This window comes from Sporomusaceae bacterium (genome assembly GCA_031460455.1).
Classification (GTDB): domain Bacteria; phylum Bacillota; class Negativicutes; order Sporomusales; family UBA7701; genus Anaeroselena.
The window spans coordinates 36,988-63,014 of sequence record JAVKTQ010000010.1; the positions used below are offsets into that span (position 1 = coordinate 36,988).

At 60.7% G+C, this 26,027-nt stretch carries 25 protein-coding genes and 3 tRNA genes; 10 read left to right on the forward strand and 18 right to left on the reverse strand.

Annotated elements, in window-relative coordinates; genetic code table 11:
* Positions 1-6: 6 nt before the first annotated feature.
* Complete coding sequence (locus RIN56_14355; protein ID MDR7867978.1) at positions 7-576, reverse strand: DUF6305 family protein; 570 nt, start codon at positions 574-576, stop codon at positions 7-9.
* Positions 577-762: 186 nt separating this feature from the next.
* Entirely contained in the window at positions 763-939 is a 177-nt protein-coding gene (locus RIN56_14360) for a hypothetical protein (protein MDR7867979.1), read from the reverse strand.
* 182 nt (positions 940-1,121) lie between these two features.
* Here RIN56_14360 and RIN56_14365 point away from each other — a divergent pair, with 182 nt between their 5' ends.
* The 4 genes from RIN56_14365 (at position 1,122) to RIN56_14380 (ending at position 3,989) form a co-directional block, all read left to right on the forward strand.
* Complete coding sequence (locus tag RIN56_14365) at positions 1,122-1,868, forward strand: HD domain-containing protein (protein MDR7867980.1); 747 nt, start codon at positions 1,122-1,124, stop codon at positions 1,866-1,868.
* Between the two features lie 60 nt (positions 1,869-1,928).
* Positions 1,929-2,342, forward strand: coding sequence for an 8-oxo-dGTP diphosphatase MutT (gene mutT, locus RIN56_14370; GenBank protein ID MDR7867981.1), 414 nt, complete (start codon positions 1,929-1,931; stop codon positions 2,340-2,342).
* 7 nt (positions 2,343-2,349) lie between these two features.
* Complete coding sequence (locus tag RIN56_14375) at positions 2,350-3,057, forward strand: FHA domain-containing protein (protein MDR7867982.1); 708 nt, start codon at positions 2,350-2,352, stop codon at positions 3,055-3,057.
* 128 nt (positions 3,058-3,185) lie between these two features.
* Positions 3,186-3,989, forward strand: a complete 804-nt coding sequence (locus RIN56_14380) for a penicillin-binding transpeptidase domain-containing protein (GenBank protein ID MDR7867983.1) — start codon at positions 3,186-3,188, stop codon at positions 3,987-3,989.
* A 60-nt stretch (positions 3,990-4,049) separates the two neighbouring features.
* Here the strand turns inward: RIN56_14380 and RIN56_14385 are convergent, their stop codons facing one another.
* The 4 genes from RIN56_14385 to RIN56_14400 all read right to left on the reverse strand — a co-directional run bounded on the left by RIN56_14385 (position 4,050) and on the right by RIN56_14400 (position 6,497).
* Positions 4,050-4,541, reverse strand: a complete 492-nt coding sequence (locus tag RIN56_14385) for an OstA-like protein (protein MDR7867984.1) — start codon at positions 4,539-4,541, stop codon at positions 4,050-4,052.
* A gap of 88 nt (positions 4,542-4,629) precedes the next feature.
* Positions 4,630-6,132, reverse strand: coding sequence for an L-serine ammonia-lyase, iron-sulfur-dependent, subunit alpha (locus RIN56_14390; protein MDR7867985.1), 1,503 nt, complete (start codon positions 6,130-6,132; stop codon positions 4,630-4,632).
* Positions 6,133-6,274: 142 nt separating this feature from the next.
* Positions 6,275-6,365, reverse strand: a tRNA-Ser gene (locus RIN56_14395).
* A 43-nt stretch (positions 6,366-6,408) separates the two neighbouring features.
* Positions 6,409-6,497 (reverse strand) — tRNA-Ser (locus RIN56_14400).
* A gap of 332 nt (positions 6,498-6,829) precedes the next feature.
* Here RIN56_14400 and RIN56_14405 point away from each other — a divergent pair.
* Positions 6,830-7,780 (forward strand): magnesium transporter CorA family protein, encoded by a 951-nt coding sequence (locus RIN56_14405; GenBank protein ID MDR7867986.1) that lies wholly within the window; start codon positions 6,830-6,832, stop codon positions 7,778-7,780.
* A 150-nt stretch (positions 7,781-7,930) separates the two neighbouring features.
* Complete coding sequence (locus RIN56_14410) at positions 7,931-8,572, forward strand: hypothetical protein (protein ID MDR7867987.1); 642 nt, start codon at positions 7,931-7,933, stop codon at positions 8,570-8,572.
* Between the two features lie 71 nt (positions 8,573-8,643).
* Here the strand turns inward: RIN56_14410 and RIN56_14415 are convergent, their stop codons facing one another.
* Positions 8,644-10,077, reverse strand: coding sequence for an FMN-binding glutamate synthase family protein (locus RIN56_14415; protein MDR7867988.1), 1,434 nt, complete (start codon positions 10,075-10,077; stop codon positions 8,644-8,646).
* 97 nt (positions 10,078-10,174) lie between these two features.
* On the opposite strand from RIN56_14415, the gene RIN56_14420 reads away from it, so the two are divergent.
* Entirely contained in the window at positions 10,175-10,435 is a 261-nt protein-coding gene (locus tag RIN56_14420) for a DUF1450 domain-containing protein (protein ID MDR7867989.1), read from the forward strand.
* Between the two features lie 291 nt (positions 10,436-10,726).
* Positions 10,727-11,842 carry a hypothetical protein gene (locus tag RIN56_14425; GenBank protein ID MDR7867990.1) on the forward strand — a complete coding sequence of 372 codons (1,116 nt, stop codon included), beginning with the start codon at positions 10,727-10,729 and terminating at the stop codon, positions 11,840-11,842.
* Positions 11,843-11,895: 53 nt separating this feature from the next.
* On the opposite strand, the gene RIN56_14430 is transcribed toward RIN56_14425, so the two are convergent.
* The 5 genes from RIN56_14430 to RIN56_14450 form a co-directional block, all read right to left on the reverse strand.
* Positions 11,896-11,971 (reverse strand) — tRNA-Ala (locus RIN56_14430).
* Between the two features lie 62 nt (positions 11,972-12,033).
* Positions 12,034-12,540, reverse strand: a complete 507-nt coding sequence (locus RIN56_14435; GenBank protein MDR7867991.1) for an isoprenylcysteine carboxylmethyltransferase family protein — start codon at positions 12,538-12,540, stop codon at positions 12,034-12,036.
* Positions 12,534-13,580 carry a 3-oxoacyl-[acyl-carrier-protein] synthase III C-terminal domain-containing protein gene (locus tag RIN56_14440; GenBank protein ID MDR7867992.1) on the reverse strand — a complete coding sequence of 349 codons (1,047 nt, stop codon included), beginning with the start codon at positions 13,578-13,580 and terminating at the stop codon, positions 12,534-12,536. Before RIN56_14440 ends, RIN56_14435 begins: the two co-directional genes overlap by 7 nt.
* Positions 13,581-13,660: 80 nt before the next feature.
* The gene (gene rmuC, locus RIN56_14445) at positions 13,661-14,899 is read right to left on the reverse strand and encodes a DNA recombination protein RmuC (GenBank protein MDR7867993.1); all 1,239 of its coding nucleotides are present in this window, start codon (positions 14,897-14,899) and stop codon (positions 13,661-13,663) included.
* A 117-nt stretch (positions 14,900-15,016) separates the two neighbouring features.
* Positions 15,017-15,571: a DUF4412 domain-containing protein gene (locus RIN56_14450; GenBank protein MDR7867994.1), complete on the reverse strand. Its 555-nt coding sequence runs from the start codon at positions 15,569-15,571 to the stop codon at positions 15,017-15,019.
* A 240-nt stretch (positions 15,572-15,811) separates the two neighbouring features.
* Between RIN56_14450 and RIN56_14455 the strand changes: the two genes are divergently transcribed.
* Both RIN56_14455 and RIN56_14460 read left to right on the forward strand, forming a co-directional pair.
* Positions 15,812-15,985 (forward strand): hypothetical protein, encoded by a 174-nt coding sequence (locus tag RIN56_14455; protein MDR7867995.1) that lies wholly within the window; start codon positions 15,812-15,814, stop codon positions 15,983-15,985.
* A gap of 194 nt (positions 15,986-16,179) precedes the next feature.
* Positions 16,180-16,626 carry an SLBB domain-containing protein gene (locus RIN56_14460; protein ID MDR7867996.1) on the forward strand — a complete coding sequence of 149 codons (447 nt, stop codon included), beginning with the start codon at positions 16,180-16,182 and terminating at the stop codon, positions 16,624-16,626.
* 78 nt (positions 16,627-16,704) lie between these two features.
* Here the strand turns inward: RIN56_14460 and RIN56_14465 are convergent, their stop codons facing one another.
* From RIN56_14465 to RIN56_14490, 6 genes are all read right to left on the reverse strand, one after another.
* Positions 16,705-17,655, reverse strand: coding sequence for a transporter (locus RIN56_14465; GenBank protein ID MDR7867997.1), 951 nt, complete (start codon positions 17,653-17,655; stop codon positions 16,705-16,707).
* 78 nt (positions 17,656-17,733) lie between these two features.
* Positions 17,734-17,961: a hypothetical protein gene (locus RIN56_14470; GenBank protein ID MDR7867998.1), complete on the reverse strand. Its 228-nt coding sequence runs from the start codon at positions 17,959-17,961 to the stop codon at positions 17,734-17,736.
* Between the two features lie 109 nt (positions 17,962-18,070).
* Positions 18,071-18,679 carry a C40 family peptidase gene (locus RIN56_14475; GenBank protein ID MDR7867999.1) on the reverse strand — a complete coding sequence of 203 codons (609 nt, stop codon included), beginning with the start codon at positions 18,677-18,679 and terminating at the stop codon, positions 18,071-18,073.
* 291 nt (positions 18,680-18,970) lie between these two features.
* On the reverse strand, positions 18,971-20,038 hold the full coding sequence (locus RIN56_14480; protein ID MDR7868000.1) for an HD-GYP domain-containing protein: 1,068 nt from the start codon (positions 20,036-20,038) through the stop codon (positions 18,971-18,973).
* Between the two features lie 126 nt (positions 20,039-20,164).
* Entirely contained in the window at positions 20,165-23,608 is a 3,444-nt protein-coding gene (gene malQ / locus RIN56_14485; GenBank protein ID MDR7868001.1) for a 4-alpha-glucanotransferase, read from the reverse strand.
* Positions 23,609-23,621: 13 nt separating this feature from the next.
* A complete protein-coding gene (locus tag RIN56_14490) occupies positions 23,622-26,006 on the reverse strand; it encodes a glycogen/starch/alpha-glucan phosphorylase (protein MDR7868002.1) in 2,385 nt (794 codons plus the stop codon).
* Positions 26,007-26,027 lie beyond the last annotated feature (21 nt).

The following is a 26,027-nucleotide window of genomic DNA, read 5'->3' on the forward strand; positions in this document are numbered from 1 at the left end:
ACGTGATTATTTGAAAGCCGCTTTCAGGTAGCCGCCGGCTTCGCCGACCGTGCCGGGATAATCGACGGGAATGGTTTCGCCGGCGATCTGGCCGAAAATATTGTCATGATTACCGTCAGCCACGACGATCAGATAGTCGGCCTTGGGAGCCGTGGCCCGCACGAAGCGGTCGGTGAGGTCGCCGCGCCGGGATTCGCCGCCCACGTGCATGACGACGACGCCGATGCCGCTGCTTTTGGCGGCGGCGATCAGGGCATTGGCGCGCTGCTCTTCCTGGTCGAGGTTGATGCCGGCGGCGCCAAGTCCCTTAGAGCTGCCGCCGACGACCAGCACAAGTGTCCTGTAACCGGAAACGGCGTCGGCGCCGGCCAGGGAGTCGTAGGTGAAGTTAAGACCCCCGCGCTGGGCGAGAACCCGCACCATTTGCCCGTCGGCGCTCTGGCCGACACTGGTGATCAGCAGCGGCTGCTCGAACTGGGCGCCTGTCAGCCCGGCGGCCGACACGGCGCCGGCAAAGGCGAAAACAACCGCGAATACTAGCCCAAGTACGGTCAGGGTCAGTAATCTTTCTTTCATTGCTGCATCCTCCTTGTAAAAAAGGTTTTCCCGTTTACATTTTGCCGTCTTTTGAATAATCCCTATTTTTTCTCTTTTTTATCTTAACCGTATAATGTATTCACTGTCTGTCACCGTAAATTCCGGCTCTGAAAAAACAAAGCCGCCCCTGAAGGGCAGCCGAATATCGGTATGATTTCTCAAAGTTTATCCTGTGGCCTGTGGTTGCTCCGCCTTGATGATGAACATGTCGATTTTGCCGTCGGCGTTTTTGCGCAGCACCAGCCGGCCGCATACCGTCCACCGCTCGGTGTCGAAGTAGATCTTGTTGTCGTTCGTGTCCCAGCGCATCGCGTTTCCCAACTGCAATTCCCCGGCGTTCATGCCGCTTACCTCCGTCTCCCCCCTTGGGGGTGATGGATTTAATTGGCTTAATACGGCCGATAATCCTACCAACTTTAGTACGCATTTTCTGGGCCTCTGGTCCTATTTCGCCCGTCTTGCCGCGGCGCGGCAAAAGTGGTATTCTGGTTGCGGATAAATATCGCCCGAAGGAGACGCCGCCCTTGGAAACCGCCGCTCTCGACAACCTTTACCGCCTCTTCGCCGCTTATGTCAAAACCTTTTACTGCGACGACGCCGAAATACAGCCGAAGATCCTTCAGAAAGAGGAGCATAGCTTTATTGTCGCCGGGCTCAGCGGCGATCTGGCCCGCAGCCTCGGCCTGGACGACGCCGAAACGCGGCTGGCCGAAGCCATCGGCCTGTGCCACGATTTCGGCCGCTTCCGGCAGGCGACCGTCTACCGCACCTTCCGCGACGCCGATTCGGTCGACCACGGCCGCCTCGGGGTCGAGGAGATGCTCGCCGCCGGCGTCTCGGACCTCGTCCGCCCCAACGACTGGGAGGCGCTCGCTTTCGCCGTCCGCTGGCATAACGCGGCCGCCCTCCCCGCCAGCGACCCGCGCCTCACCCTCCACGGCCGGATTATCCGCGACACCGACAAGCTGGACATTTGCCGGGTGCTGCCGCCCGCTCCGCCGGCAACGGGCTGTTCGCCGCAGCTGGAGGAAACTTTCCTCGCCGGCAAGCTACTCTATTACGAAGACATCAGGACGGCCGACGACCGCAAGCTCGTGATGCTGAGCTGGCTGTTCGACGTCAATTTTTCCTGGACGGCGCGGGAGATCGCCGGACGCGGCTACATCGACCGTCTGCTCGCCTCCCTGCCCCCGTCGGCTGCCATGCCGGCCATCAGGGACAAGATCGGCCTGCTCCTGGCCGAGTTCGATTCCCGCAAGGGTTCCCGGTAAAAGGATTTCCCCGCCGCGGGGCGAAGTAAGCTAAAGATTGTCGTGCTAACAGGGGGCGCTATGCTTACCAAAGTAACTGCCGCTATCATCGTCCGCGACAACACCATCTTCATCGCCAAACGGGGGCCCGAAGGCAGGTTCGCCCACCGCTGGGAGTTCCCCGGCGGCAAGATCGAGCCGGGGGAAAGTCCCGAGGACTGCCTGACGCGCGAGATGGCGGAAGAGTTCGCCATCGAAGTCCGCGTGGGCGAATTCTTTACCGAGAGTCTCCACACCTTCCCCGGCGGCCAGATCCTTGTCCTTGCTTATTTCTGCCGCTGGACCGGCGGCGATATCCGCCCGGTCGAGCACGAGGAATACCGCTGGGTGGCAGCGTCAGAGCTGGGCGGCTACGATTTCGCCCCCGCCGACGTGCCGATCGCCGCGAAGCTGATGCGCGAATTCCCCGGCGCAACTAAAGCTACGGAGATGTGATTTTCCCATGCATACCGCAGGGGGCTTTAGCCTCCCCATCGCCCGGCTGCTGGTGGAAAGGGGCGATCCCCACGCCCGGGGCGCCTGCTTTCCTTTGGAGCCGGACAAGATAATCCTCGGCCGGGGCACCGCGTCGTTCAGCCCCGACATCGCGTTTGCCAGCCTCCTCGTATCGCGCCGGCATTGCAGCTTCGAACTGCTCGACGGTCGCTGGACGGTCCGCGACCTGGGCAGCCGCCACGGTACGACGGTCAACGGCCGCTCGCTGCCCCAGGACCCGTCGCCACTGACGTCCGGGGACAAGATCGGCCTGGCGGCGAACGTGGTCATGCTGCGCTTCACGCTCGCCGAGGAAGCCGAACAGACCCTCACTTTCGGCGACACCCAGCCGGTCAACGATCCGCCCCAGCCGGCGCAAGGGTTGCCGGTCGTCGTCGACACGGCCCGAAAAACCCTGTTCGTCGACCATGCGGAGGTATCCCTGTCGGTCAAGGAATGGCGCCTGCTGGAGCTGCTGTACGAGCACCGCAACGAGCTGGTCCCTTACGCGGCCATCCGGCCGGCGGTGTGGAGCGAACGGCCCCTGCTGGCCGGCGCGCCCGATGTGGGGCTCGACGAACTAAGTATCCTGCTTTACCGGCTGCGGCGAAAACTCGGCGCCCACGGCCGCATTCTTAAAACCCGCCGCGGGCAGGGCTGCATATTGACGATCTGACAGGCGCCGGCGCCGCTTTTTGCGGCAGCGCCTGTTTTTTTGTAAGAAAACTGTAAGCCTGCGGCTATTTTTTCCCCGGTCGCCGCCGATTAGAATGGAGGCAGAACGCGATCAAGGGAGGAAAAAAGATGAAAAAAATACTGTGGTTCCTGTGCGCGCTGCTGCTCGCCTGCGCGACAGCAGCCGCCGAGGCTTCGCCGGCGGTCGAGGTCCGCGACGACCTGGGAAAGTATTTTCGGGGGTATGCGGGAACGATGGTCATATACGACCAGCCGGGCGACAGGTATATCGTCTACAACGAGCCGCAAAGCCGCAAGCGGCTGTCGCCGTGTTCGACCTTCAAGATTTATAATTCCCTCATCGGCCTTGAGACCGGGGTGCTGGACGCCGCCGACGAGAACACCCTCATGAAGTGGGACGGCACGCACCGTTCCATCGACGGCTGGAACCGCGACCACACGCTGGCGTCCGCCACCAGCAATTCGGTGGTCTGGTACTTCCAGAACCTGGCGGCGCGCATCGGCGAGACAAGGATGCAGGAGCGCCTCGACGCCATCGGCTACGGCAACCGGGATATCTCCGGCGGCCTGACGACCTTCTGGCTGCGGTCGTCGCTGCGGATTTCGGCGGTGGAGCAGGTCGATTTGCTAACCAGGCTGTATTCCGGGCAGTTGCCGTTTTCCGCCGGCAATGTGGCGATCGTCAAACGAAACATCACCCTGGCCGAAAACAACGGCACGGTATTTATGGGCAAAACCGGGTCGGGGTTCGAGGACGGCAGGTGGCTGCATGGCTGGTTCGTCGGCGGCGTGGAAAAACAGGGCGGCCGCTATATCTTCGCCGTCAACATCGAGGCCCCGGACGGCGCCACCGGCGTAGCCGCGCGGAAAATCGCCGAGGCCGTACTGAAAGACCTGGCCATCCTGCCGTAGAACACCCTGTTCCATGCAAAAAAGCTTCCGGGTTGCCCCGGAAGCTTTTCGTTCCTGCCGCTACTGCTCGGTGGTGTAAGTGTTCGTCGCCACGTTGTATTGAAGCCAGTCGGTCGCTATCTGCTGGCCGTTGTCGTCGATCTTGACGTTGTTGCGGAAGATTCCCTGTTTCGTCTGCCAGTTGAAGTCGGCTTCGTCGGCTGTTATGTAGATGTTGCCCCGTTTGAAGGTGACGCCGCCCTTTATCGTGGCGCTGTTCTGCGGCCCGTTGACGTAGACGCTGTCGCCGGTAAAATAGGTGTCGTCCTGCTTGAGCGTGATGCCGCCTTCGCCCCAGACCTCGAGCGTCAGCACCTTGACGCGGGCCTCGCCGGCGGTTATAATGCGGCTGCCCACCTCGACGGTGACGTTGCCCTTCAGGACATACATGCCCTTGGCGAAGTCGAAGGAGGTGCTGTCGGCTTTGATGACCGGCTTGGCGGCGTGGGCGGTGGCGGCGAAACCAAAGCACAGGATCGCCACAACCAGGAACAAGCAAATTCTGCTTCTCATATATTTCTCCTTTTTGGTCGAATCAGGGTACCTATTTAGTTTTCTTGCTTTGTGGCCGTATTCCTCTTAGAATTATGTGGAATTTGCCTTAGCAGCTGACCATCGCGGTAGCAAGCCCGCCCTTCCCCGTCTCCCCGAACTGCTGCGGCGTAGCCCTGCCATTTTCCAGCATGGCGGCAATTACCCGGTCGAGGTCTTCCCCGTGGCGGGCCGCGATCTCATTTTTGGCGACGAACCAAGCGTTATAGGCCTTGACCGCCGCAAAGGCGTTCCTTTCTATGCAGGGCAGCAAAACATAGCCACCGACCTGGTCGCAGGTCATGCCCCGATGGTGCTCGAGAGCGATGGCGGCCGCGAGTTCGGTTACTTCGAGCGGGGCTCCGGTGGCATGGGCAAGCATGGCCGCCGCCATCGCCGCGGCGACGCCGATCTGGCCCGGGCAGCCCGCCGCCGCAACGCCGGCGTTGTTCCTGCACAGAAAACCCACCAGCGCTGCGGCGAGAAGGCCCTTGCGCATCGCTTCGCGGGTAAGCTGCAGGTGTTTCTTCATATAGTAGACGATCGCCGGCATGGTACCGGCCGAGCCGAGCGTCGGCGCGGTGACGGCGAGGCGTCCGGCGGCGCTGCCTGCGGCGACGGTGAGGGCGTAGCTGCTCAACAGGCCCATAAATCGCTCGTCCGCGCCCGCCAGCAACGCCCCCCCGTATAGCTGTTTCGCTTTGCGGTGGAACTCGAACGGCGCCGGCAGCTGGCCCTCCTCGCCAAGCCCGCGGCGTACCCCTTCCTCCATGGTCGCCAGCACCAAGTCGAGATGGGTGTATATCTCGCGCTCGCCAACCCTGCGAATGGCTTTTTCGTTGGCGAGCATTACCTCGTCAAGGCTTTTGCCGCTCGCCTGCACGATTTCCCGGAAACGCGCCATACTGCCGTAAGGGTAAACCGGCTCACCCCGGTCATCGGCCGGCTGGCCCTTCCAGGCGAAGAAGCCGCCGCCGGTGGAATAGTATTCCCGCTCGCAGACGACCGACCCGTCGGCGGCGAGCAGGCTCATGACCATGGTATTGGCGAACGGATAGTCGTGTTCGTGTTTATCCCAGACGATGGTCGCGCCGCTCAGCGCGAAGCCGATGCCCCTTATAGCGACGACGTACTTGCGCGCCGGGTCCTGCAGTTCGTCCATCAGCCGGGTGTCGCACGTTCCGGGCTTCTGACCCAGGAGACCGGCGAGGATGGCGCGGTCGGTGCGGTGCCCGCGACCGGCGGCGCTCAGGCTGCCGTACAGGCGGGCTTCGATTCTGGCCCCGCGGCGGAGGTCGTCCTCCGGGAGCCGCTCAAGCACCGTCCAGAAATCGTTGGCGATCCTGAGCGGAGCGAGCGTGTGAGAGCTGGACGGCCCAGGCCCAACCTTGAACAGCTCAGTCAGCGTTGTGCCGATAACCCCTGTAGGCGGCCCCTGATAGCACTTGCCGGGAGGGGACCCGGGAAAGGCTGCGGCAGATATGCCCCTTGCCCCGGCGGGGCGAAGGTCGACCGCCGCCCCGCCCGCCAGAGCCGCCAGAAGGGCAAGTTTCAGAAAGTCGCGCCGGTCCACCGCATCATCTCCCTATAGGCGTCGTTCACTCCTCCCTTCGCTATAATCCGATAATTTCCTCCCCCGGAAGCGGCCTTGCACTTGCGCCCCGGCACAAAAAAGGCTATCAGCATCTCTGCTGATAGCCTTTTGCTCTTATGTGTGGCGGAGTGGGTGGGATTTGAACCCACGCACGGTGTAACCCGTCTAACGATTTAGCAAACCGTCCTCTTCAGCCACTTGAGTACCACTCCGTAGCGAAAGCTGCCAAAGTACGATCCCGCCGCCAGGCACGTGTGGCGGAGGGGGTGGGATTCGAACCCACGGTCCCTTGCGGGATCACTGGTTTTCAAGACCAGCTCCATAAACCACTCGGACACCCCTCCGTGTCCGGCACATATTGTATTATAACAAAAGGCCCCTACCCTGTCAATAAAGCCTTCCTGGGAATTTTGGCCGCCGTCGGCCGGCTGGTAAAGCCGCCGCCGCCGGGACAGAATATAACCGACGCCCCTGTATTGACTAATCGCTGTCATGGGAGTATAGTTTTAGTGTTAAACAAGTCCTACGATGAAAGCGGGTGAGAAATATGGATATAGACCCATCTAGATGTCTCAAACGTCCTACAATAAGCGAATACAGGGAAATATCCTTATTTTTTGCCTTTTGTTTGGCAAAATAGGATGGCGTGTTTCCCGGCACGAAGGAGGGAACATCCATGCTGCGCATTTATAAAACCAACTGCGAAACGCTCCGCGAGCTTTCCCTGGCGGCGCTCGAAAAAGGGGCCTGGCTGAATCTGACCGCTCCCGACGCCGACGAACTGGCCGCCGTCGCCGACCTCACCGGCGTCCCCCCGGATGCCCTCAGGGCGGCGCTCGACGAAGAGGAACGTTCCCGCGTGGAGATCGAGGACAACTACATCCTCGTCATCACCAACGTCCCCACCCTTAGGGACAGCTACAGCTACGACACGCTGCCGCTCGGCATCGTCCTGACCAAGGACCATTTTATCACCGTCTGCCTGGAAAGTCATCAGGTGCTGGAGGAATTCGCCGCCGAAGGACCGCGGACTTTCTCCACCTATAAAAAAACGCGCTTCCTTTTCCAGATACTATATAAGTCGGCTATCCTGTATCTCAAATACCTCAAACAGATCAACCGCCGCACTGACGAGATCGAGCGCGACCTCCGCCAGTCGGTGAAAAATCAGGAGATTTTTCAGCTCCTGGAGCTGCAGAAGGGCCTCACCTACTTCACCGCCTCGCTGCGCTCCAACGGCATCGTGCTGGAACGGCTGCTCCGCCTGCGCTCCAACCGCGAACTCCAGCACCTCATCGCCATGTACGAGGAAGACGAGGATCTGCTTGAAGACGTCATCATCGAGAACAAGCAGGCCATCGAGATGGTCGAGATGTACAGCAACGTCCTCAGCGGCATGATGGGAGCCTTCACGTCCATCATCTCCAACAATCTTAACTTGGTCCTCAAGTTCCTCGCCGCCGTGACCATCCTACTGGCGATACCGACGATGGTCGCGAGCTTCTGGGGGATGAATGTCGGGGGCCTCCCTTTCAGCGGCGAGAACGGGTTCGCGATCGTTCTCCTCATCGCGGTGGCCGCCGCCGGCGTCAGCGCCTACGGGTTGTGGCGGCGCGGCCTGCTGTGATCTGCCGGCCCCGGGGCGTATGCCCCGGGGTTTTCGTTTGCCGAAACGGGTAGGAGAAATTGTCGAAAAAAGTGGTGCTGAGCAGGATATCCGGAGATCGGCAGTTAAGTACATATATATGTTACAAAAAACTTTATAAGGAGCTGTCCAATGAGAAAGTTGCTTTGCGGGGCGTTATTCGTCCTGGCAATCGTAGCCTTCGCCGCCCCCTGCGCGGCGGCGTCCGCCGACCAGCCGGTCGGCGCGGAAAAAATTGTGGCTATCGGCAACCCGAATGTCTGCATCCTGGTGGACGGGGCGATCGGCAAAAAGACCCCCGACACGCTCGCGAAACGGCTGCCGAATCTTGTCGATCAGACCAAGTACACCCTGATCCCTCTCGAGAAAAGCAACGCTGCGGTTCAACAATACAAGACGGCCAACAAGATGGTTATCAACCAGTTCTACACCGAACCGCTGCACACTTCGGACGCGACCGCCATCGCCCGCAGCCTGAACTGCGACTACGCGGTCTTCGTCCGCCTCGTCCATTCCATCCCCAAGCTCGACGGTGGCCTGATCAACACCCGCTATGAGGTGTTCCTCACCTTCCATGTGCGGGTGATCAGCACCGCCGACGGGAAGATCGTGCTGAACAAGAATACTGTCAAATCGGGCACGAGCAACGCCATCTACATGGGCTCGCCCTCACTGGAGAACGCCTACGCCGAGGCTCTGGGCAGGATCCTCGACGAGGTCACCGCCGCCCCCCTCGTCTTCGCCCCGGAGCCTGCCCAGGCACCGACGAAGTAAACACTGCATACGACAGCCTCCGGCAAATTTTTTTGCCGGAGGCTGTTTTGCTGTTATCCCGTATATGCCGGTTACTGCTGCCAGGGCTGCTGCCCCGGCCGGTCCCGCTCCTCACGGCGGCGGTAGTCATCCTGCCTCCCGGCGCTGCGATGGCTGCCGGCGTAGCTGATACCGGCGAATTCGGCCAAGTCCCTGTCCACAGTCACGAGGTCGCCGCGGTCAAGCTCACTGAGGGCGTTCTTGCCGACCGCCTGCACAGCCAGCTTCATTTCGGCGGTGCATGATTTGAGGAAGTTGGCCAGATGCCGCGCGGCTTTCTCGATATCGACTTTGTCGTTCATCTTGCCGTCATAGAGGGCGAGCTGGGAGGGCGGCGCCTGCGGCAGCACCTTGACGACCTGGCTCTGCAGCGCGGCCATCAGCGCGATTGTGCCGATATAGACCGCGTCGGCCCCCAGGGCGAGCGCCTTGAGGAAGTGGCCCGGCGTAACCAGTCCGCCGGCGATGATAAGGGAATACTTTTCCCGCAGACCGTTGTCGACCAGCCAATCCACCGCCCGCACCAACGAGTGGAATGTAGGCAGCCCCATGTCGTCCTCCAGCGTGGGCGGAGCCGCCGATGTGCCGCCTTCGGCGCCGTCAATGACGATGTAGTCGGCCTCGGTCTGGGTGATGACCGCCAACTCATACTCGATATAGTCGCTGCCGGCGATTTTCACCCCCACCGGCACGTCGTACTGCTCTTTCATCGTATTGACCATCTTGATGATATCCCGCGTGTTGTCTTTGCCGGGCATGCGGGCGTTGATAGCCGTATCCTGGCCCTTTTCCAACTGCCAGGTCCGTCTGAGGTGCTCGCCGATGCTGTCGTGCATGATGGGCTCCTCGACCGCCCCGCCCCAGGCTCCCTGGCCAAGCTGGATTTCGATGGCGTCCAGGCGGCCGAGCTGCTCGGGTCCGCTCAGCCATCCGCCGCGGTGGTACTGGCCGATAAGGTATTTGGCGCTGCCCCGCTCTTCGTCGGTAACCGCCGACTCGCCGGTGTTTGTGGCCGTCCCGGCCATCGACGCCCCTTGGGCCAGCGCCATCTTCATCTGCAGGCTGAGGGAGCCGCCGTACGACATGCCGGTGATAAGGATGGGGATGTCGAGTTGAAGCGGCTTGGTGGCCCGCGGCCCGATCACCGTCCCGGTGGTGATCTCGATCGTGTTGGTGGTTGGCAGTTTGAAGAGCTGACAGGGATTCAGCAGCAGCTTGTTCCACGGTGACAGCACCACCGGGCTGCCGAGCGGCCTGCTGATCGTCGTGCCCATCTCGGCGCGGATGCCGGCTTCGATTATCCCCCGCGGGGTCAGCTTCTCGGCCACCGTCGCCAGCAGGAACGGGTTGTCCTTATAGTCCTCGGTCAGCATCTTCACCGTCGCCTCGTCGAACATCGGGTCCATCATTTTCATCATCAGCATACTCATCAGCATCGCCAGCACCTCCCGCTTTTCGCTTCCCATAGTGTTTGCCCCGGCCGGGGATTTTAACCGGCGCCTGCATAAATCGGGGGCCGCCGGCCACAATAAGCGTGAAGTAAACATGATGCGAGGTGCAGGCATGAACACACTTAAATTCTGCGAAACAAACCTCAACGCCCACGAGGGCATGGCGAAGCTGACTGACAAGGTCAAGGCCGAATTCACCAATGTCGATATATCCACCGAGCCTTGCCTCGGCCAGTGCGGCCAGTGCGCCGAAACGCCCATCGCCCTCGCCAACGACCAACTCGTCAGCGGCGACACCACCCACGTTCTGTTCGAGCGGATCAAAAATATCATCGGCGAGCGGGAGGTCGCCGCCCCGAACACGAAGCGGTAGAAACTGCAGGCCGAAACAAAGAAACCTCGGACAACTGTCCGAGGTTTCTTTGTTTTTTGGTGGAGACGAGGGGGTAGATTAGGTGCATACTTGATAACTTAAAAGCAGGTATATTCAAAAAAGGTAGGCAAAAGCCTACCCCTTTTTTCCCCTTTGTCTCATATTCTACATACTTGGATTTGGCTAGCTCGATAGCTTCAATCCAATTAATATTCCGCGACAAATTATTACAGGATTTTCCACGACAAGCGAGGAATAATTGTTGTAATGAAGAACACGGGGGGCGAAAACATGGGACGGTTTGATTTTATCGGTGACGAATCGTTAAGGGCATCCCTTGAATTAGACTATTTAGAATTACAAAACTGTATGAGAGAAGATACAGGAGCATGGAAAGCCGCGCATGTGCTCGCTGGTAGCATAATAGAAGCAGTGCTTATTGACCATTTATTGATGATCGGTTACACAAAAGCCGATCCGCTAAAAATGTCGCTTGATAAAGTAATACAGGCGTGTGAAGAGGAGAATATTATTAGCGAAAGGACTGTGCATCTCTCACATGTAATCCGCTCTTACCGCAACCTAATTCATCCTGGCCGTGTTCTTCGCCTTAAAGACACCGCAGATGCTGAAACTGCCAAAGTCGCCGGTTCGCTAGTCCACATCGTTGCCCAAGATGTTTCTAGCCGAAAAAGCGTTTCTTATGGTTATACTGCCGAACAAATTGTATCGAAACTAGAGCGGGATACGTCCGCAATTGCCATTTTACCTAATTTGTTATGCGAACTCAATCATCGAGAAATAGAGCGCCTTTTACTCAAAGTTATTCCTGAACGATATTTTGAAATTCAACCTTATGATGATGAGCCCCCTCCAGCGGACACAATGCATGCCTTAATAACATGCTTTGAGCAAACTTATACTATAGCTGTTGAGGAGGTACGAAGAAAACTTGCAGATAAGTTTGTTTCCCTTGTTAAAGAAGAAAGCCACTATATGGTGTTTGAATATTCAAAGGCTTTCTTTAAAGCTGAATACATTGAACTTATATCTTCTCCACAGGATAAGACAATCGCCAAAAAACATCTCTTGCTGCGCTTAGAATCCGACTTTGATTCAAAGCCACAAAAGTATTTATCTGGTATTAAAAATCATTTAGAGCCTGCGGACATTATACCCTTCGTTGATTCGTTTGTTAAGTGGTATATGAAGGACGAGGGCATTCGTGGAGATATTGAGGCTTTTTGGACTATGGAGTTTGACTCTGAAAAGTTTCCGTATGTTGAAATCATTAAAAAGCGTCTTGACATCTGGATAGATCATTTAGATAAACTCAAACGGTTTCCTGATGCAAAATTAGTAAAGCAGTTCAAAGACAATTGGTTATTCTGGTTATGTGAAAACTAGGTGCAAACACGAAAAAGGCTTCTGAGGAAAGTCCTCAGAAGCCTTGTCGTTAGTGGTGGAGACGAGGGGGATCGAACCCCTGACCTCTTGAATGCGAGCCAAGCGCTCTCCCATCTGAGCTACGCCCCCATGTGCCCAAAGCAAGTACAGTAGTATTGTATAACAGCGTACGCCATTTTGCAAGTCTAAACCTACTCTGTCAACCCGCCCAGCGCCTCCTCCTCGGCCGGAATGCGCACAGCCAGCAGCAGCCAGGCATTCGCGATCCCGGCCGCCAGCGCGGTGAACCACGCGCCGAAGATAAGCGGCCCGCACAACAGCTCGGCCGCCACCGCCAGATAGTTGGGGTGGCGGAGATAGCGGTAGGGGCCGCGGCGGACGGGCGGAACGCCGGGCAGCACGAGGATGCGGGTGCTCCAGCGGCGGCCGAGGCTAACGATGCACCAGTAGCGGAGACCCTGGGCCGCGAGAAAGAGACCGAGCCACAGCGGCCAGGCCTCACCGGGGCCGCCGCCCCGCGCGAGCCCTTCAGCCAGCCAGCCTGCCAGCCAGCCGGCGTGGAGAACGACGAACAAAGGATAATGCCCGGCCCCCGATTCGCGGGCGCCCCGGCCTAGCAGCCAGCGGCGGTTGCGGGCCGCCAGGGCGAGCTCGGCGAGGCGCTGGACGGCAACCGCCGCCACCAGCCAGCCTACCACCGGAACAGCACCTGCTCGGCGCTGAACCCCGGTCCCAGGGCCAGCATGATGCCATATTGATCCTGGGGCGGCGTCGCGCGCATAAACCGCTCCAGCACGAACAGCACCGAGGCGCTGGACATGTTGCCGTACTCGGCCAGCACCTCATAGGCCGCCGCCAGCGCCGCCGCCGGCAGACCGAGGCTGTCGGCGTAGGCGTCGAGGACCTTGGCGCCGCCAGGGTGGACGACGTAGTGGACGATATCCCGGCGCGTCAGCCCCCATTCGCGGCAGGCGTCGGCCGCCAAACCGGGCAGGTATTGGCGGACGAAGGCGGGGATGTCGCGGGAGAAGCGCACCTTGAGGCCGGTGTCGATAACGTCCCAGCCCATAATATCCTCGGTGTCCGCAAATAGTGTGCTGCGGGCACCCAGCAGCTCCGGCCCCTCGCCGTCGGCCGTTATCACGGCGGCAGCCGCGCCGTCGGCGAAGATGCCCGCCCCTACCAGATTCGATTTGGAAAAATCGTTCCGCTGAAAGGTGAGGCTGCAGAGCTCGGCCGCCACCAGCAGCACTGCGCGGCCGGGCACGGCCGCGGCCAGCTCCGCCGCCCTGGCCAGCCCCGTCACCCCGCCGGCGCAGCCCAGGCCCCACACCGGCAGGCGGGCGGCATTAGGCGAGATACCCAGCCGCTGGATGAGTTTGGCGTCGATGGTCGGCGTGGTGATGCCGGTGGAGGAGACGAAAACGACCAGCCCCACGTCGCCCGGAGCAACGCCGGCGCGCGCTAAGGCCTGCGTCGCGGCGGCGGCCGCCAGCTCTAGGGCAATCTCGCCGTAAAGAAGATTAGCCTCGGCGAAGGAGTGCCCGGTCGCGTACCAGGCCAGCGGCTGGGCGAGGTGGCGCTTGGCGATGCAGGCGTTGTCGAACACCGGCAGCAGACGCTCCAGATGCTCGAGCCTATCCTGGAAGAGGGAGGCGGCAAATTCCTTGATATCCTGCTGGCGGACGGCGTAAGGCGGCACAGCCAGCCCCACTGCCCGCACCCTCGGTCCGGACACGAAAACCACCCCGTCTCAAAGTGCGTTATCACACCTTATGTGACGGAGCGGCAAAAAATTACTCTACCGGTCGCGGCGTTCTATTCTGCCAGCGTCGCGGCCGCCTCGCCGGCCGGCAGCTCCTGGACCGTCTTTAGCTTGCGTTCGATTGTGCGCGACTTCTGGGCCGCCGTCTCGATGGAGTTGGAAGCCTCCTGTAGCTTCTTCTGGGTCTTCTCAAGCATCTCTCCGAAGCGGCCGAACTCGGTTTTTACCGCCCCCAACAGCGCCCACACCTCGCTGGAGCGTTTTTCCACCGCCAGCGTTTTGAAGCCCATCTGCAGGCTGCTGAGCAGCGCCGTCAACGTTGTCGGGCCGGTTATCATCACCCGGTAGTCCCGCTGCAGCGTATCGCACAGGCCGGGCCGGCGCAGCACCTCGGCGAACAGCCCCTCCACCGGCAGGAAGAGGATGGCGAAATCGGTGGTGTGGGGCGGGTCGATGTATTTTTCCCGGATGGTCTTGGCCTCGGCCTTAATCCTGGCCTCCAGGCAGCGGGCAGCGTCTTCGGCAGCCACCGGGTTGGCCTGCTCCTGGGCGTCCATGAGCCGCTGGTAGTCCTCCTGGGGAAACTTGGCGTCGATCGGCAGCCACACCGTTCCCTCGCTTTTGTCCCGGCCGGGCAGGCGGATGGCAAACTCCACCCGCTCGGCGCTGCCCGGCTTGGTGGCCACGTTGCGGGCGTACTGCTCGACAGTCATTACCTGCTCCAGCAGGCTCTGCAGATGGATCTCCCCCCAAATGCCACGGGTTTTGACGTTGGTGAGTACCCGTTTAAGGTCGCCCACCCCTGAGGCCAGCGTCTGCATCTCGCCCAGCCCTTTGTGGACAAGCTCGAGCCGCTCGCTCACCAGGCGGAAAGACTCGCCCAGTCGTTTTTCGAGGGTGGCGTGCAGCTTCTCGTCCACCGTCGTCCGCATCTCTTCCAACTGCTTGTTGTTGTCCGCCTGCAGCAGCTTCAGCCGCTCCTCCACCGTCTCCCGCAGCCGTTCCAGTTTCTGCTCGTTGCTCTGGGTGAGCGCGAGAAGCTGCCGGGAAAAGGTCTCCATATGCCCGGCCTGGAGAGTGGCAATCTCGGCCATGCGGGCCTGCACCGAATCGCCAAACTGGCGCAGGGCATCGCCATTCTCGCGGCGGCTGAGCGCGATTTCCTCTTTCACCGTTCTCTCCAGCCGTTCCTGGCCCTCCTGGCCGCTGCGGCCGCGGGCCAGCGCGAAGGCGCCCAGGGCAAGCACGGCGATATTAAGTCCCAGGGAAATAAGCAACAGCGTTTCCGGCATAAGTCAGCCCCCCAGCCAAACATTTGTTCTAGTATTATTTCCCCTCCAGACCGGCTTTTCCTTCATGCGGGCGAAACAAAAAGACTTGCGGCGGCAGCCGCAAGTCTTTGCGAGGCGTCAAAACCCCATGGAAAACTTCTTGTAGCCCTCCGGCACCTCGAACAGGACGGGATCGGGCTCGCCGACCTTGATATTCCGGTACTCCTGCCACCACGAGCCGTCTTCGGCTGCTGTCTTGACCGGCAGCAGGGAGTCTTTCGCCAGCCACTGCAGGAAGGTGTGGCGCTTGCCGTCGGTCTGGACGGTAATGCGGTACTTGTCGGCCGCCACGCCGTTGACAGCCTCGCTGCCGAGCAGCGTCCTCTCGACCTCGCCGGCCGCCGGTTCCGAACTGGGCACGATGTTTTCCGGCCGGAAGGTCTGCTCCATGAACATTTTCTCGCTCGGCATCAGCAGCCAGACGACCTTCTTGTCCATCCGGGTGATGGTCGCCATCCCCGCAGCTTCAAAGCGCATTTTCTCCCCGGAAACAAAGATTTTTCCCTGCATGGTCTGCTTGCCGTGGGCGGAGACGATGTCAGCGCTGAAACCCTGGGCAGCCAGCGCCACAGTCATCGTGCCGCACAGCAGCGCCGCCGCCAGTATCAGGCATACCCAAAAACGAAACTTCATTCTGATCATCCCCCTGAAGTAGTGCTATATATGGGAAAGTTCGGTAACACAGGTTAATTCCCTGCCGACGCCGCAGAAAAAGGGCGGATTTACGCCTGCTAACGGATAGCCGCCTTGCCGCCGGCTCATATTAATCGTGAAGGAGGTCGGGACACTGCCCGAGGAACGGACCATCATCGCCAGCTTCTCCTCCGGCAGCAGAGCCCGAACGGCCGCCACAGATCGCAAATAGACCAGGGGGTGTTTCTGATCAATAAGCCATCGATAAACCAGGAGTACGGACCTAACAATCCCGAACCGCTGGCCATGAAAGACTCGGCCTTGGTGCGCGATCCCTCCCGTGATTCGCTGCACGCCGCCCTCGAATACATCGACGGCGCCAGCAACGCAGCCGCGCACCGCCCCGAGCAGTAGCCACAGGAGAGCGGCGGACATCCACCGCCGCTCTTTCTTTATCCCCTTGGCCGCATGATGCGGCGATTAAAAATCAACGGAAAGTTGTTTTTTCCATAAATAATCTTTTTTTGGACAAATGTTGCAGGAATTATGTCATTTATAGCGAATGATGTCTGTTACCAACAAATTTTTCCGTCGGAAGGAGGGAGAAAGTGTACGACCAAATCCGCGGCCCATCGAGGGTTGCAAGGCTGAAAAAACGCAAAGGCGGCGGCACGCTCCGCTTTGCCGGCAAAGCGGTCTTCAGTCTGACGGTCGCCCTTGTTCTGACCCTGATGATTCCCGCCGTTCCCGATCTTCATAACCCCTTCGCCCCAGGGATTTTCTCCGTATCCGGGCATCAGCAGCCCCCGCCGGCGCCTCCGAAGATCGAATACGCGGTCGTTTATGTGAGCGGCGCCGTCGCCACTCCCGGGGTGGTAAAAGTCCCGATGGGAACCAAGGTAGCCGATATCGTCCAGTTGGCAGGCGGGCTAGCCGCCGGCGCCGACGCCGCCAAGCTCGATCTGGCCAAACCGGTCAAAGACGGCATGCATATCCACGTCGACAAAACAATAACCCCGACAAAACCAGCACCCCCACAGGTTAAGAAAAGATAAGAACGGATCGGCCAAAAGCCAATCCGTTCTTTTGTTTGACTATCGCTTTGCAGGCGGGGGCTTATCAACGGCCGAGAATCACAGCCGCCCCGACAGCCACAGAAACTGGATGGGGTATATCACCAACAGATACACGGCGGTCGTGAGCACGAAGGCGGCCATCGTGATGTGGACGTTGAGACGGTGGAGCTTGACCGCAACCACCGAAAAAATAGCAGTGGGTGTGCTGGCCGTTATCAGCAGGGTGTTGATCGCCACAGGGTCGCTGAGCACCAGCATGCCGATTACGTAGGACAGGGCGGGCGTAATGACAAATTTGATGACGTTGAGGTCGAGGATGCCGAGCCAATACTGACGCATCTCGCGGAAGTCAACGGAATGGCCCACCGGGATGAGCGACATCCATGCGCCGATATGCACGAGGGGGTCGAAGATCGCCCCCGCCCAGGCAGGCCTGGGCACACCGCTGTAATAGAGCCATGCCCCCACGAACAGACCGAGAGCAGGCAACTGGTTGCGGCTAAACACCACGGAAAGCACCGACACCCGTTCGCCGCCCGCCTGACCGCCCCTGGCCGCGTACCATCCCGCCAGCGGGAAACAGATCAGGAAAAGGTAGAGGGTCCCGAGCAGCGTTATCAACTGCACATAGGCAAAACCGGTCTCCCCGTAAATGATGAACGCCGATATTCCCCCGAGGGTGAGGGTGTTGGACATCGTCGCCGCCATGACGTAACTGCCCTGGTCGAGGCTGTCGGTATATTTTGTTCTGGCGCGGAAAAAAGCCAGCACGCCGGGAATGACACTGAGCACGATGCCGAGAACAGGCAGCCAGATAAGCTCCGCGTCGAGCCGCGTCGCCCAGAAGCCGAGCAATGCGAGAACAGGATAGATGAGCATGAGCCCAAGTGTCATCATCCGCTGGAAGAAATCGTCGTCCAGCCTCGTCTGCCGGCGGCACATATAGCCGACTGCCAGCGGCAGCAGCAGATCGAAAAAGAAATAAACTACTTTAGCGCCGATATCCATGCGGGCGAAAGTTCCCCTTCCCTGGTCACCAGTATCGACCCATTATCCCGTCGCGGCTGACGCAGCCGCGGCAGGCGTCTAGCCCCCCTGCTCGCGCAGGCTGGCGATAATCTCGTCGATCTCCGCCTTGTAATGCGACGGAGCATATACCGCCCCCCAGCCCTTCTGAGTCTGGAACAGGCCGTCATAGGCGGCGTCGTAGTACGACTTGAGGACGTGGGGAATCTGACGCTCGGCGAAAATCTCCGCCAGCAGTTGCGCCTCGAACTGGTTGTCGACAACCGCGATCTTCTCATAACCTTCCATCCGCCGACCTCCTTCCGTCTGGTTTAATTATACCAGACCGACGGCGGAAAAAAACCGGGAAACGGAAAAGCCCGCCATATGGCGGGCTTTTCCGTTTCCCGGCGGACGATTAGTAGCGGCGGGCGCCGATATACCGCTGCGCGTAGTACGCCTCGTCCAGCTTGGAGATTGTGACCTCTTTGGCGCCCGAGCTGGCATGGAGAAATTTGCCGTCGCCCATATAGAACCCGACATGGGAAGCACCCGGTTTATAGGTGGTAAAGAAGACCAGATCGCCGACCTGCAGGCTGGACTTTTCCACCGGCGACCCGGCGGCGAACTGCTCGGCGGCCGTGCGGGGAATCGCGATACCGTTCTGCTTCATGACATACTGCGTAAAGCCGGAGCAGTCGAACCCGGCCGGGGTCGCGCCGCCCCAGACATAAGGTACGCCCATATACTTCTGCCCGGTCGCGATGATCGCATTCCGGTCCGCAGTCGTCGCCGGCGTCGTACCAACGCCGAGAACCTTGCCGATGTCCGTGCCGCCGCCGTCGGAGCCGCCCAGCAGTTTGCCGAACAGCAATCCGAGCAGGATGTTGAGCAGCCCGCTGCCGCCGCTATCCTTGCCCAACAGGTCGGAAAGCGGCGCGGCATGGGCGACGGTCGCCGGCGCGAACAGGGTGAAGCTCATCGTCAGCAACAGGAGCAGGACGACGGAGAATTTGTAACGGTTCATATCCCGACCCCTCTTTCAGTACAAATTTGATCCGGCCTCAGCCGGCAGCAATCATTATACCACACGTAAATATATTATGTAAATTAATTCACCGCAAATAAAGCCCGTCTACCGGCACAATGGGTCGGAAACGGGCTTTATCAACGCTCTTTTGTAATTCCACAGGCCAAGACCGTTCAGAACGCCCCCGATGCAAGGCGGCTCCAAGGGCGCGCTGCGCAGCGTACACGAACGTACGTAAGCAAGCGCCCGAAGGAACAACGCCGCAGATGGGGTGTTATCAACGGTCGGTTATGCCTGGAGGCAGCGGACGATCTTCTGCTCGGCATTCTCCCCCAGCTGGATGCATTCGCCGTCGGCCGTCCTGACGGTGAGGCGGTCCCAGGAAATCCAGTCCATGAAGATTACCTCGGCCAGCCGCCCGTCGCTCAGCTCAACGGTGGAACCTACGAAGTAATCCTTGAGATTGTTGAGGAAGACCGTGCACATCGCGGCATCCAGCTTGTCGAACATGTTCTCGAACAGTGTTTTGATGACATGGAAAGGCGTCATCTTGCTGCGGTAAACCCGGTCTGAGGTCATGGCGTCGTAAATGTCGCTGATAGCGATAATCCTGGCGCTCGGCAGAATGTTGCCGCCCCGCAGGCGCCGCGGGTAGCCGCTACCGTCGAGGCGCTCGTGATGCTGCCGCACCCCTGCGAGCACGTCGCCGGCCAGCACCTTGGCCTTTTTCAGCATATCGTAGCCGTACGCCGTATGCTGCTGCATCACTTCCATCTCGGCCGGGGTCAGCAGGCCGGGCTTGTTGAGGATTTCCTGCGGCACCAGCGCTTTGCCGACATCGTGGAGCAGCCCGGCCAGCACCATATCCCGCATCCGTTCGGCGTCGTCGCCCAGCCAGCGGCTGAGAACGCCGGAGATGATGGCCACATTGACCGAGTGCTGAAAGGTGTAGTTGTCGGCGTCGCGGAGCGAATGGAGGTACCCTAGCGCTCCCGGCGTCGCCGTCAGGGTGACGAGGGCGTTGTCAGACAGGTCTTGCATCTGTTTCAGGGGCACTTCCCTGAAATAGCGTATCTCGTCGAATGCGTTCTTTACCAGGGAAACGGTCTGTTCGTATTTGGCGTTGAACATCACCCGCTCCGACAGCCGCTTTTCTCTCACCGCGTCGCTCACGGTTTCGTCCTCGAGGATTATGGCACTGTCAAACCCCCAGTTTTCCAGGAGTTTTATTATCGCCTCGGTGAGCACGGTGTTCGCGCTCAGCATCACCTTGCCCCGGTCCGACACAGCGTCCGTCCCGAGTATCATCCCCGGTTTGATCTCCGCGACAATATACCGCTTATACTTCAGCGCCACAGTCTTAGTCCCCCTCGCAACCAACGCCGTGACCAGATGCTCATTTCCAGTATATTTCTAAAAATTGTCCGACAATTCCTTCACCGACATGATAATTTTCGCTATAGCGCTTTGTCGTCGGCCACCCTAATCCGCCGCAGGCCCGCGCCGGTGCCTGGCGGCCAGCGCGGCCAGCCGGGCGGCGAGTTCCCCCTCCCGGTAGCCGGACGGGCAGCGCCATTCCCAATTGCCGCCGACCGTTCCGGGTTTGTTCATCCGGGCCGCTCCGTCCAGGCCGAGGATATCCTGCATCGGCGCGATTGCGGTCGCCGCACGGCAGCCATAGGCAAGCTCGACCAGCCGCCACGCCGCGTCGCCCTCGCCTAGATAGCGGTCTGCGCACGCCTTGCCGGCCGCATCGGTTGTCGCCAGTTCCTCGTACCAGCCGCGGGCGGTGTCGTTGTCGTGGGTACCGGTGTAGACGACGGTATCGGCCTCGCAGCCGAGCGGCAGGGGGTCGCCCTGCCCGTCGCAGGCGAAGGAGAACTGCAGCACCTTCATGCCGGGAAAACCGCAGCGCCGTCTCAGCGCCACAACATCCGGCGTTATTGTGCCAAGGTTCTCGGCGATGACCGGCAGCTTGCCCAGCCGGCGCGCGAGCGCGGCGAACAGCGAATATCCCGGTCCTTTTATCCACTGGCCCTGTTCGGCGGTGGCCGCTCCGGCCGGCACGGCCCAGCAGGCGGCAAATCCGCGGAAGTGATCGATACGGACGACGTCCACCAAGGCGAGCAGGCTGGCGAGGCGGTCGTGCCACCAGCGATAGTCTTCGCCCGCCATCGCCCGCCAGTCGTAGAGCGGATTGCCCCACAGCTGGCCGGTGGCGCTGAAGTAGTCGGGCGGCACGCCGGCCACGGCCGTGGGGCTGCCGGCGGCGTCGAGGCGGAACAGCCGGCGATTGGCCCATACATCGCTCGAGGAGTGGGCGACGAAAATTGGCAGATCGCCGATGATCTTCACGCCGCGGCTGCGGGCGTGCCGACGCAACGCCTCCCATTGGCGGCGGAAGATGTACTGCAGAAAGACGTGGTAATTGATTTCAGTCGCCAGCATACCGGCGTAACGGACAAGCGCTGTTGCCTCGCGGCCGGCGATGTCGGCCGGCCAGTTCTGCCAGCAGCCGTCGCCGAAGTGATCCGCCAGCGCCATATATAAGGCGTAGTCGTCCAGCCAGGCGGCGTTGTCGCGCCGGAAAACGCTGTAGCCCCCGTCAGGGATAAAGCGGCCGAAGGCCCGGCGGAACAACCGGCTTTTATACTCCCGGACCGCCGGATAATCCACCCTGGCGTCCGCGAGTTCGGCGAAGCTGCATGCCGTCTGGGCGGCGGCGACTTCGGCGGCCGAAACCAGACCGTCGGCGACAAGTTGGTCGATGTCGATGAGCAGCGGCTCGGCGGCAAAGGCGGATACGCTCTGGTAGGGGGAATTGCCGCAGCCGATGGGGTTGAGGGGCAGTATCTGCCAGTAGTTCTGCCGGGCGGCGGCGAGAAAGTCGACGAATTCGCGGGCCTCGTTCCCCAGACCGCCGATGCCGTGGGCGGAGGGCAGCGAGGTGGGGTGGAGAAGCACGCCGCACTCGCCCCGCGCCCGGCCGCCGTCGCTCACCAGCACCCGGCCCCCGAAGGGCTCCAGCGTCAGGGCGCAGCGGCCGTCGCCAGCCGCCGCTTCCGCCCCGCCGTCCAGGGCGTCGAACAGCAGCCCCCTATAACGGCCTTCGAAATCGATCTCCACCCGTACCGCCGTATCGCTGCGGTTGAGGAGGACGGCGGCGACGCCGTCATCCTGCGGCCCATCGCTTTCCTGCCAAAGGATGTAGCCGAAAACGTCGCGATGAGGAGCAAGGGGCTGCCAGCCGCCGCTCCGCAGCACTGGATAGCGGTTGCGCAGCGCGATGGCCGTGCGGTACCAGGCTGTGAGGGCGGCGTCCTCCCGGCCCCAGGGGAAGGTGCGCCGGTTGAGCGGCTCGGCGTAGCCTTCCAGCCCGGCTTCGTCGCCGTAATAGATGCACGGCACGCCGGGAAAGGTCATCTGCCAGAGGGCGAGCAGCTTCAGCCGCCGCACCGCCAGTTCCCGCCCGCCGGGCCCCAGGCGCTGCTGCCGCTGCTCGCTGAACGGCACGTGGTCGGGTTCCTCGTAGCCGCTCAGCAGGGTAAGGACCCGCGGCACGTCATGGCTGCCGATAACATTGAGGGCGGCAAGGAAATTTTCGCGCGGATAGTTTTCATAGAGACTGTATAGCGCCTGCCGCGTTGCCTCGGCATCCTGGCGGCCGAGGAGAAAATCGAGGGCGGCGCGGCGGAAGGGGTAGTTGGTGGCGGCGTCGAGCTCGTCGCCCCGAAAGTAGCCCCTGAGCCGGTCGTAGCTTACCTTGCGGGATGCGTCCTCCCACACTTCGCCGATTATCACCGCTTCGGGATCGGTTTCCTTCGCCGCCCTCCTTAAAGTCCGGATAAATTCGTCCGGCAGCTCGTCGGCGACGTCGAGGCGCCAGCCCTTCGCGCCCAGCCTTAGCCAGCGCCTGACAACGCTGTCCTCGCCGCCGGCGATGAAATGCAGGTAGGAAGGTTCCAGCTCGTCGACGGCCGGCAGAGCGTCAACACCCCACCACGCTTCGTAGTCGTCGGGGTGGCGGCGGAATCGGTACCAGGGGTAGTAAGGCGAGTCGGTCGACTGGTAAGCCCCCGGACCTGGATAGCGTCCGTCGCGGTTGAAGTAGATGCTGTCGCTGCCGGTATGGCTGAAGACGCCGTCAAGGATGACGGCCATACCCAGCTTGCCCGCCCGGTCGCACAGTTCGCGAAAAAGATCGTTGTCGCCGAACATGGCGTCGATGCTGGTGTAGTCGGCGGTATCGTACTTGTGGTTACTGGCGGCCTCGAAGACCGGGTTGAAGTACAGGGCGCTCACGCCCAGGCCCTTGAGGTACGGCAGCTTGGCCATCACCCCCGCGAGGTTGCCGCCGAAAAAGTCGTAAGCGAGGATATTGCCCGTCTCCCGCTCCCGCACATACACAGGATCGTCCTGCCAGCAGGCATGGATAAGACTGCCGGGTTTGGCGTTTTTCACCCGGCCGCCGGGGGTACCGTTAAAGAAGCGGTCGACGAATATCTGGTAGACGACCGCGTCCTTATACCAGGCAGGCGCGGCTGCGCCAGGCAGATGGACGGTGATCTGGAAAGACGGCGGCGGCGAGGCGTACACCGCCCCCGGTCCGCCCACCTGGCGCTCGTTGTTGCCGTAAAAATGCACCTCATCGCCGGTGCGGACAATAAAATAATACCACACCAGCCCCGGCTCGCCCGGGGCGGCCAGAGCGGCGTGGTAGTATCGTTCGCCGCCGTCTTCCGACAGCGTCATGGGGATAATATCTTCTCCGCCGCCGTCACGCCAGGTGCGGAGCAGCACCTCGTCGACCCGGCGGCCGGCGTCGACCGCCAGGCGCAGGTCAATGACCGTCCCGCAGGCGACAGCGCCGAACGGGCTGCGGAAAATGGCGGTGCGGGAATCGTGGTACAGCCAGTCGCGCGCCATCAGAGCACCATCCTCATTCACCGATCGGTACCGGCCGGATGTTCCAGATGCCGATCGCGTATTCGCCGACGGTATGGTCGCTGGAAAACTGCCCCGAGCGGGCGATATTGATCGCCGACATCGCCGACCACGCCCGCCGGTCGCGGAACAGTGCGTCAACCCTGCCCTGGGCGTCCAGGTAGGCGGCGAAATCCTGGAGCTCGAAGAAATCGCCCTTGCCGTGGACAAGATAGTCGTAAAGGGGCCGGAATTCGTCCGGGCCGCCGGGAAGGCTGCCGTCGACCAGTTGCTCGGCGATCATGCGGATGCGCGGGTCGCTGTGGTAAAGGTAGCGGGGGTTGCACTGGTCATTGGCGCAGATATCAATCACTTCGTCCGCCCTGAGGCCGAAGATAAAGATATTGCCGTCCCCCACCGCCTCGCGGATCTCGACGTTGGCGCCGTCGAGCGTGCCGACAGTGATTGCCCCGTTCATCATGAACTTCATGTTGCCGGTGCCCGACGCCTCCTTGCTGGCGGTCGAAATCTGCTCGCTGACGTCGGTGGCCGGGATGATGAGTTCGGCCAGTGTAACCCCGTAGTTCTCCAGGAAAATAACCTTCATTTTGCCGTTCACCGCCGGGTCGTTGTTGACCAGCGTCGCCAGAGCGTTGACGAGCTTGATGACCTTCTTGGCCAGCAGATAGCTGGGGGCCGCCTTGCCGGAGAAAATGAATGTCCGCGGCACGACGTCGAGCTGGGGGTTTTCCTTAAGTCGGTTATAGAGCTCCATAATCCTCAGCAGGTTTAGAAGCTGACGTTTGTAGACGTGAATGCGCTTCACATGGGTGTCGAAAATCGAGGCCGGGTCGAGGTCGATGTCATAGCGGGTTTTCACGAACCGGGCCAGCGCCGTCTTGCGTTCGCGTTTGATGGCCGCCAGGCTTTCCTGGAAGGGGGCGTCGGCGGTGAAATATTGCAGCCTGTTGAGGTCGGTGGGGTGATGAACCCAGCTCGGGCCGATGGTGTCGGTGATGAGCGCGGCCAGTCCGGGGTTGGCCTTCATCAGCCAGCGGCGGTGGGTTATGCCGTTAGTCTTGTTGTTGAACTTGTAAGGAGTATATTGGTAGAACAGCTTCATGCAGTCTTTCTTGAGGATCTCGGTGTGGATCTTCGCCACCCCGTTGACGCTGTGGCTGCCCGCCACCGCCAGGTGGGCCATCTTGACGAAGCCGTCGGCGGTAATGGCCATGGCGGCGATCCGGTCCCAGTCGCCGGGGTAGAAATGCCATAGGTCGCGGCAGAAACGCTCGTTGATCTCGTTGACGATCTCCCACAGGCGCGGCAGCAGGCTCTGGAAAATGTCGATCGGCCATTTCTCCAGCGCCTCGGGCATGATGGTGTGGTTGGTGTAAGAGACGGTGTTGGTCGTCAGCTGCCAGGCCTCGTCCCAGCCCAGCCCCTCCTCGTCCATGAGGATGCGCATCAACTCGGGCACCGCCAGAGCAGGATGAGTGTCGTTGATATGGATGGCGACCTTCTCCGGCAGCAGCCGAATGTCGCCGTGCTTGCGCCTGAGGGTGCGCAGGATGCTCTGGATGCCGGCCGAAACGAGGAAATACTGCTGCTTCAGCCGTAGTAGGCGGCCCTCGTAGTGGGTGTCGTCGGGGTAGAGGATCTCGGAGATCGCCTCCACCGAATACTTGTACTCCACCGCCTTGAGGTAGTTGCCCTGGTTGAAGGAGGCGAAATCCATCTCGCCCTCGGTGGGTTCGGCGCTCCACAGTCTGAGGGTGTTGACGGTGTTGTTGCCGTAGCCGAGGATGGGTATGTCGTAGGGGACGGCCAGCACCGCCCCGAAGGCGCCGCCGAACTCGACCCTCACCGCCTTGTCGATTTTGCGGTACTCCCAGATGTTGCCGTTCTTGAGCCAGTTGTCGGGATGCTCGACCTGGTCGCCGTCGATGATCTTCTGCTCGAACAGGCCGTATTTATACCTGATGCCACAGCCGTGGCCGGGCAGCTCCAGCGCGGCCAGCGAGTCGAGAAAACAGGCCGCCAGCCTGCCGAGGCCGCCGTTGCCAAGGCCGGCGTCGTGCTCCTGGTCCTCAAGCTCGGCGTAGTCGACGCCAAGCTCGGCCAGCGCCTCGACCCACGCGTCGCGGATACCCATGCCGCGGAGGTAGGTGTCGAGCAGGCGGCCGAGCAGAAACTCGATTGAAAAATAGTAGACCTGCTTTTCACCTTTGGCGGCGTACTGCCTGTTGGTATTGACCCAGCGTTTGCCGATATAGTCGCGGACCAGGCTGCCCAGGGCGGCATACTTATTCTGGGCCGACGCCTCCTCAAGGCTCTTGCCGTGGAGGGCCTGCAGCCTCTCGATAAAGGCGGCCTTGAACTCTTCCTTATCTCTAAGCATCTTTTTCCCCCGCAATATAAA

What these genes read in the sequence shown, in the direction of transcription:
- RIN56_14355 (MDR7867978.1), bottom strand. Translation starts at nt 576, where the DNA reads ATGAAAGAAAGATTACTGACCCTGACCGTACTTGGGCTAGTATTCGCG.
- RIN56_14360 (MDR7867979.1), bottom strand. Translation starts at nt 939, where the DNA reads ATGAACGCCGGGGAATTGCAGTTGGGAAACGCGATGCGCTGGGACACG.
- mutT (MDR7867981.1), top strand. Translation starts at nt 1,929, where the DNA reads ATGCTTACCAAAGTAACTGCCGCTATCATCGTCCGCGACAACACCATC.
- RIN56_14375 (MDR7867982.1), top strand. Translation starts at nt 2,350, where the DNA reads ATGCATACCGCAGGGGGCTTTAGCCTCCCCATCGCCCGGCTGCTGGTG.
- RIN56_14380 (MDR7867983.1), top strand. Translation starts at nt 3,186, where the DNA reads ATGAAAAAAATACTGTGGTTCCTGTGCGCGCTGCTGCTCGCCTGCGCG.
- RIN56_14385 (MDR7867984.1), bottom strand. Translation starts at nt 4,541, where the DNA reads ATGAGAAGCAGAATTTGCTTGTTCCTGGTTGTGGCGATCCTGTGCTTT.
- RIN56_14405 (MDR7867986.1), top strand. Translation starts at nt 6,830, where the DNA reads ATGCTGCGCATTTATAAAACCAACTGCGAAACGCTCCGCGAGCTTTCC.
- RIN56_14410 (MDR7867987.1), top strand. Translation starts at nt 7,931, where the DNA reads ATGAGAAAGTTGCTTTGCGGGGCGTTATTCGTCCTGGCAATCGTAGCC.
- RIN56_14415 (MDR7867988.1), bottom strand. Translation starts at nt 10,077, where the DNA reads ATGGGAAGCGAAAAGCGGGAGGTGCTGGCGATGCTGATGAGTATGCTG.
- RIN56_14420 (MDR7867989.1), top strand. Translation starts at nt 10,175, where the DNA reads ATGAACACACTTAAATTCTGCGAAACAAACCTCAACGCCCACGAGGGC.
- RIN56_14425 (MDR7867990.1), top strand. Translation starts at nt 10,727, where the DNA reads ATGGGACGGTTTGATTTTATCGGTGACGAATCGTTAAGGGCATCCCTT.
- rmuC (MDR7867993.1), bottom strand. Translation starts at nt 14,899, where the DNA reads ATGCCGGAAACGCTGTTGCTTATTTCCCTGGGACTTAATATCGCCGTG.
- RIN56_14450 (MDR7867994.1), bottom strand. Translation starts at nt 15,571, where the DNA reads ATGAAGTTTCGTTTTTGGGTATGCCTGATACTGGCGGCGGCGCTGCTG.
- RIN56_14465 (MDR7867997.1), bottom strand. Translation starts at nt 17,655, where the DNA reads ATGGATATCGGCGCTAAAGTAGTTTATTTCTTTTTCGATCTGCTGCTG.
- RIN56_14470 (MDR7867998.1), bottom strand. Translation starts at nt 17,961, where the DNA reads ATGGAAGGTTATGAGAAGATCGCGGTTGTCGACAACCAGTTCGAGGCG.
- RIN56_14475 (MDR7867999.1), bottom strand. Translation starts at nt 18,679, where the DNA reads ATGAACCGTTACAAATTCTCCGTCGTCCTGCTCCTGTTGCTGACGATG.
- malQ (MDR7868001.1), bottom strand. Translation starts at nt 23,608, where the DNA reads ATGGCGCGCGACTGGCTGTACCACGATTCCCGCACCGCCATTTTCCGC.
- RIN56_14490 (MDR7868002.1), bottom strand. Translation starts at nt 26,006, where the DNA reads ATGCTTAGAGATAAGGAAGAGTTCAAGGCCGCCTTTATCGAGAGGCTG.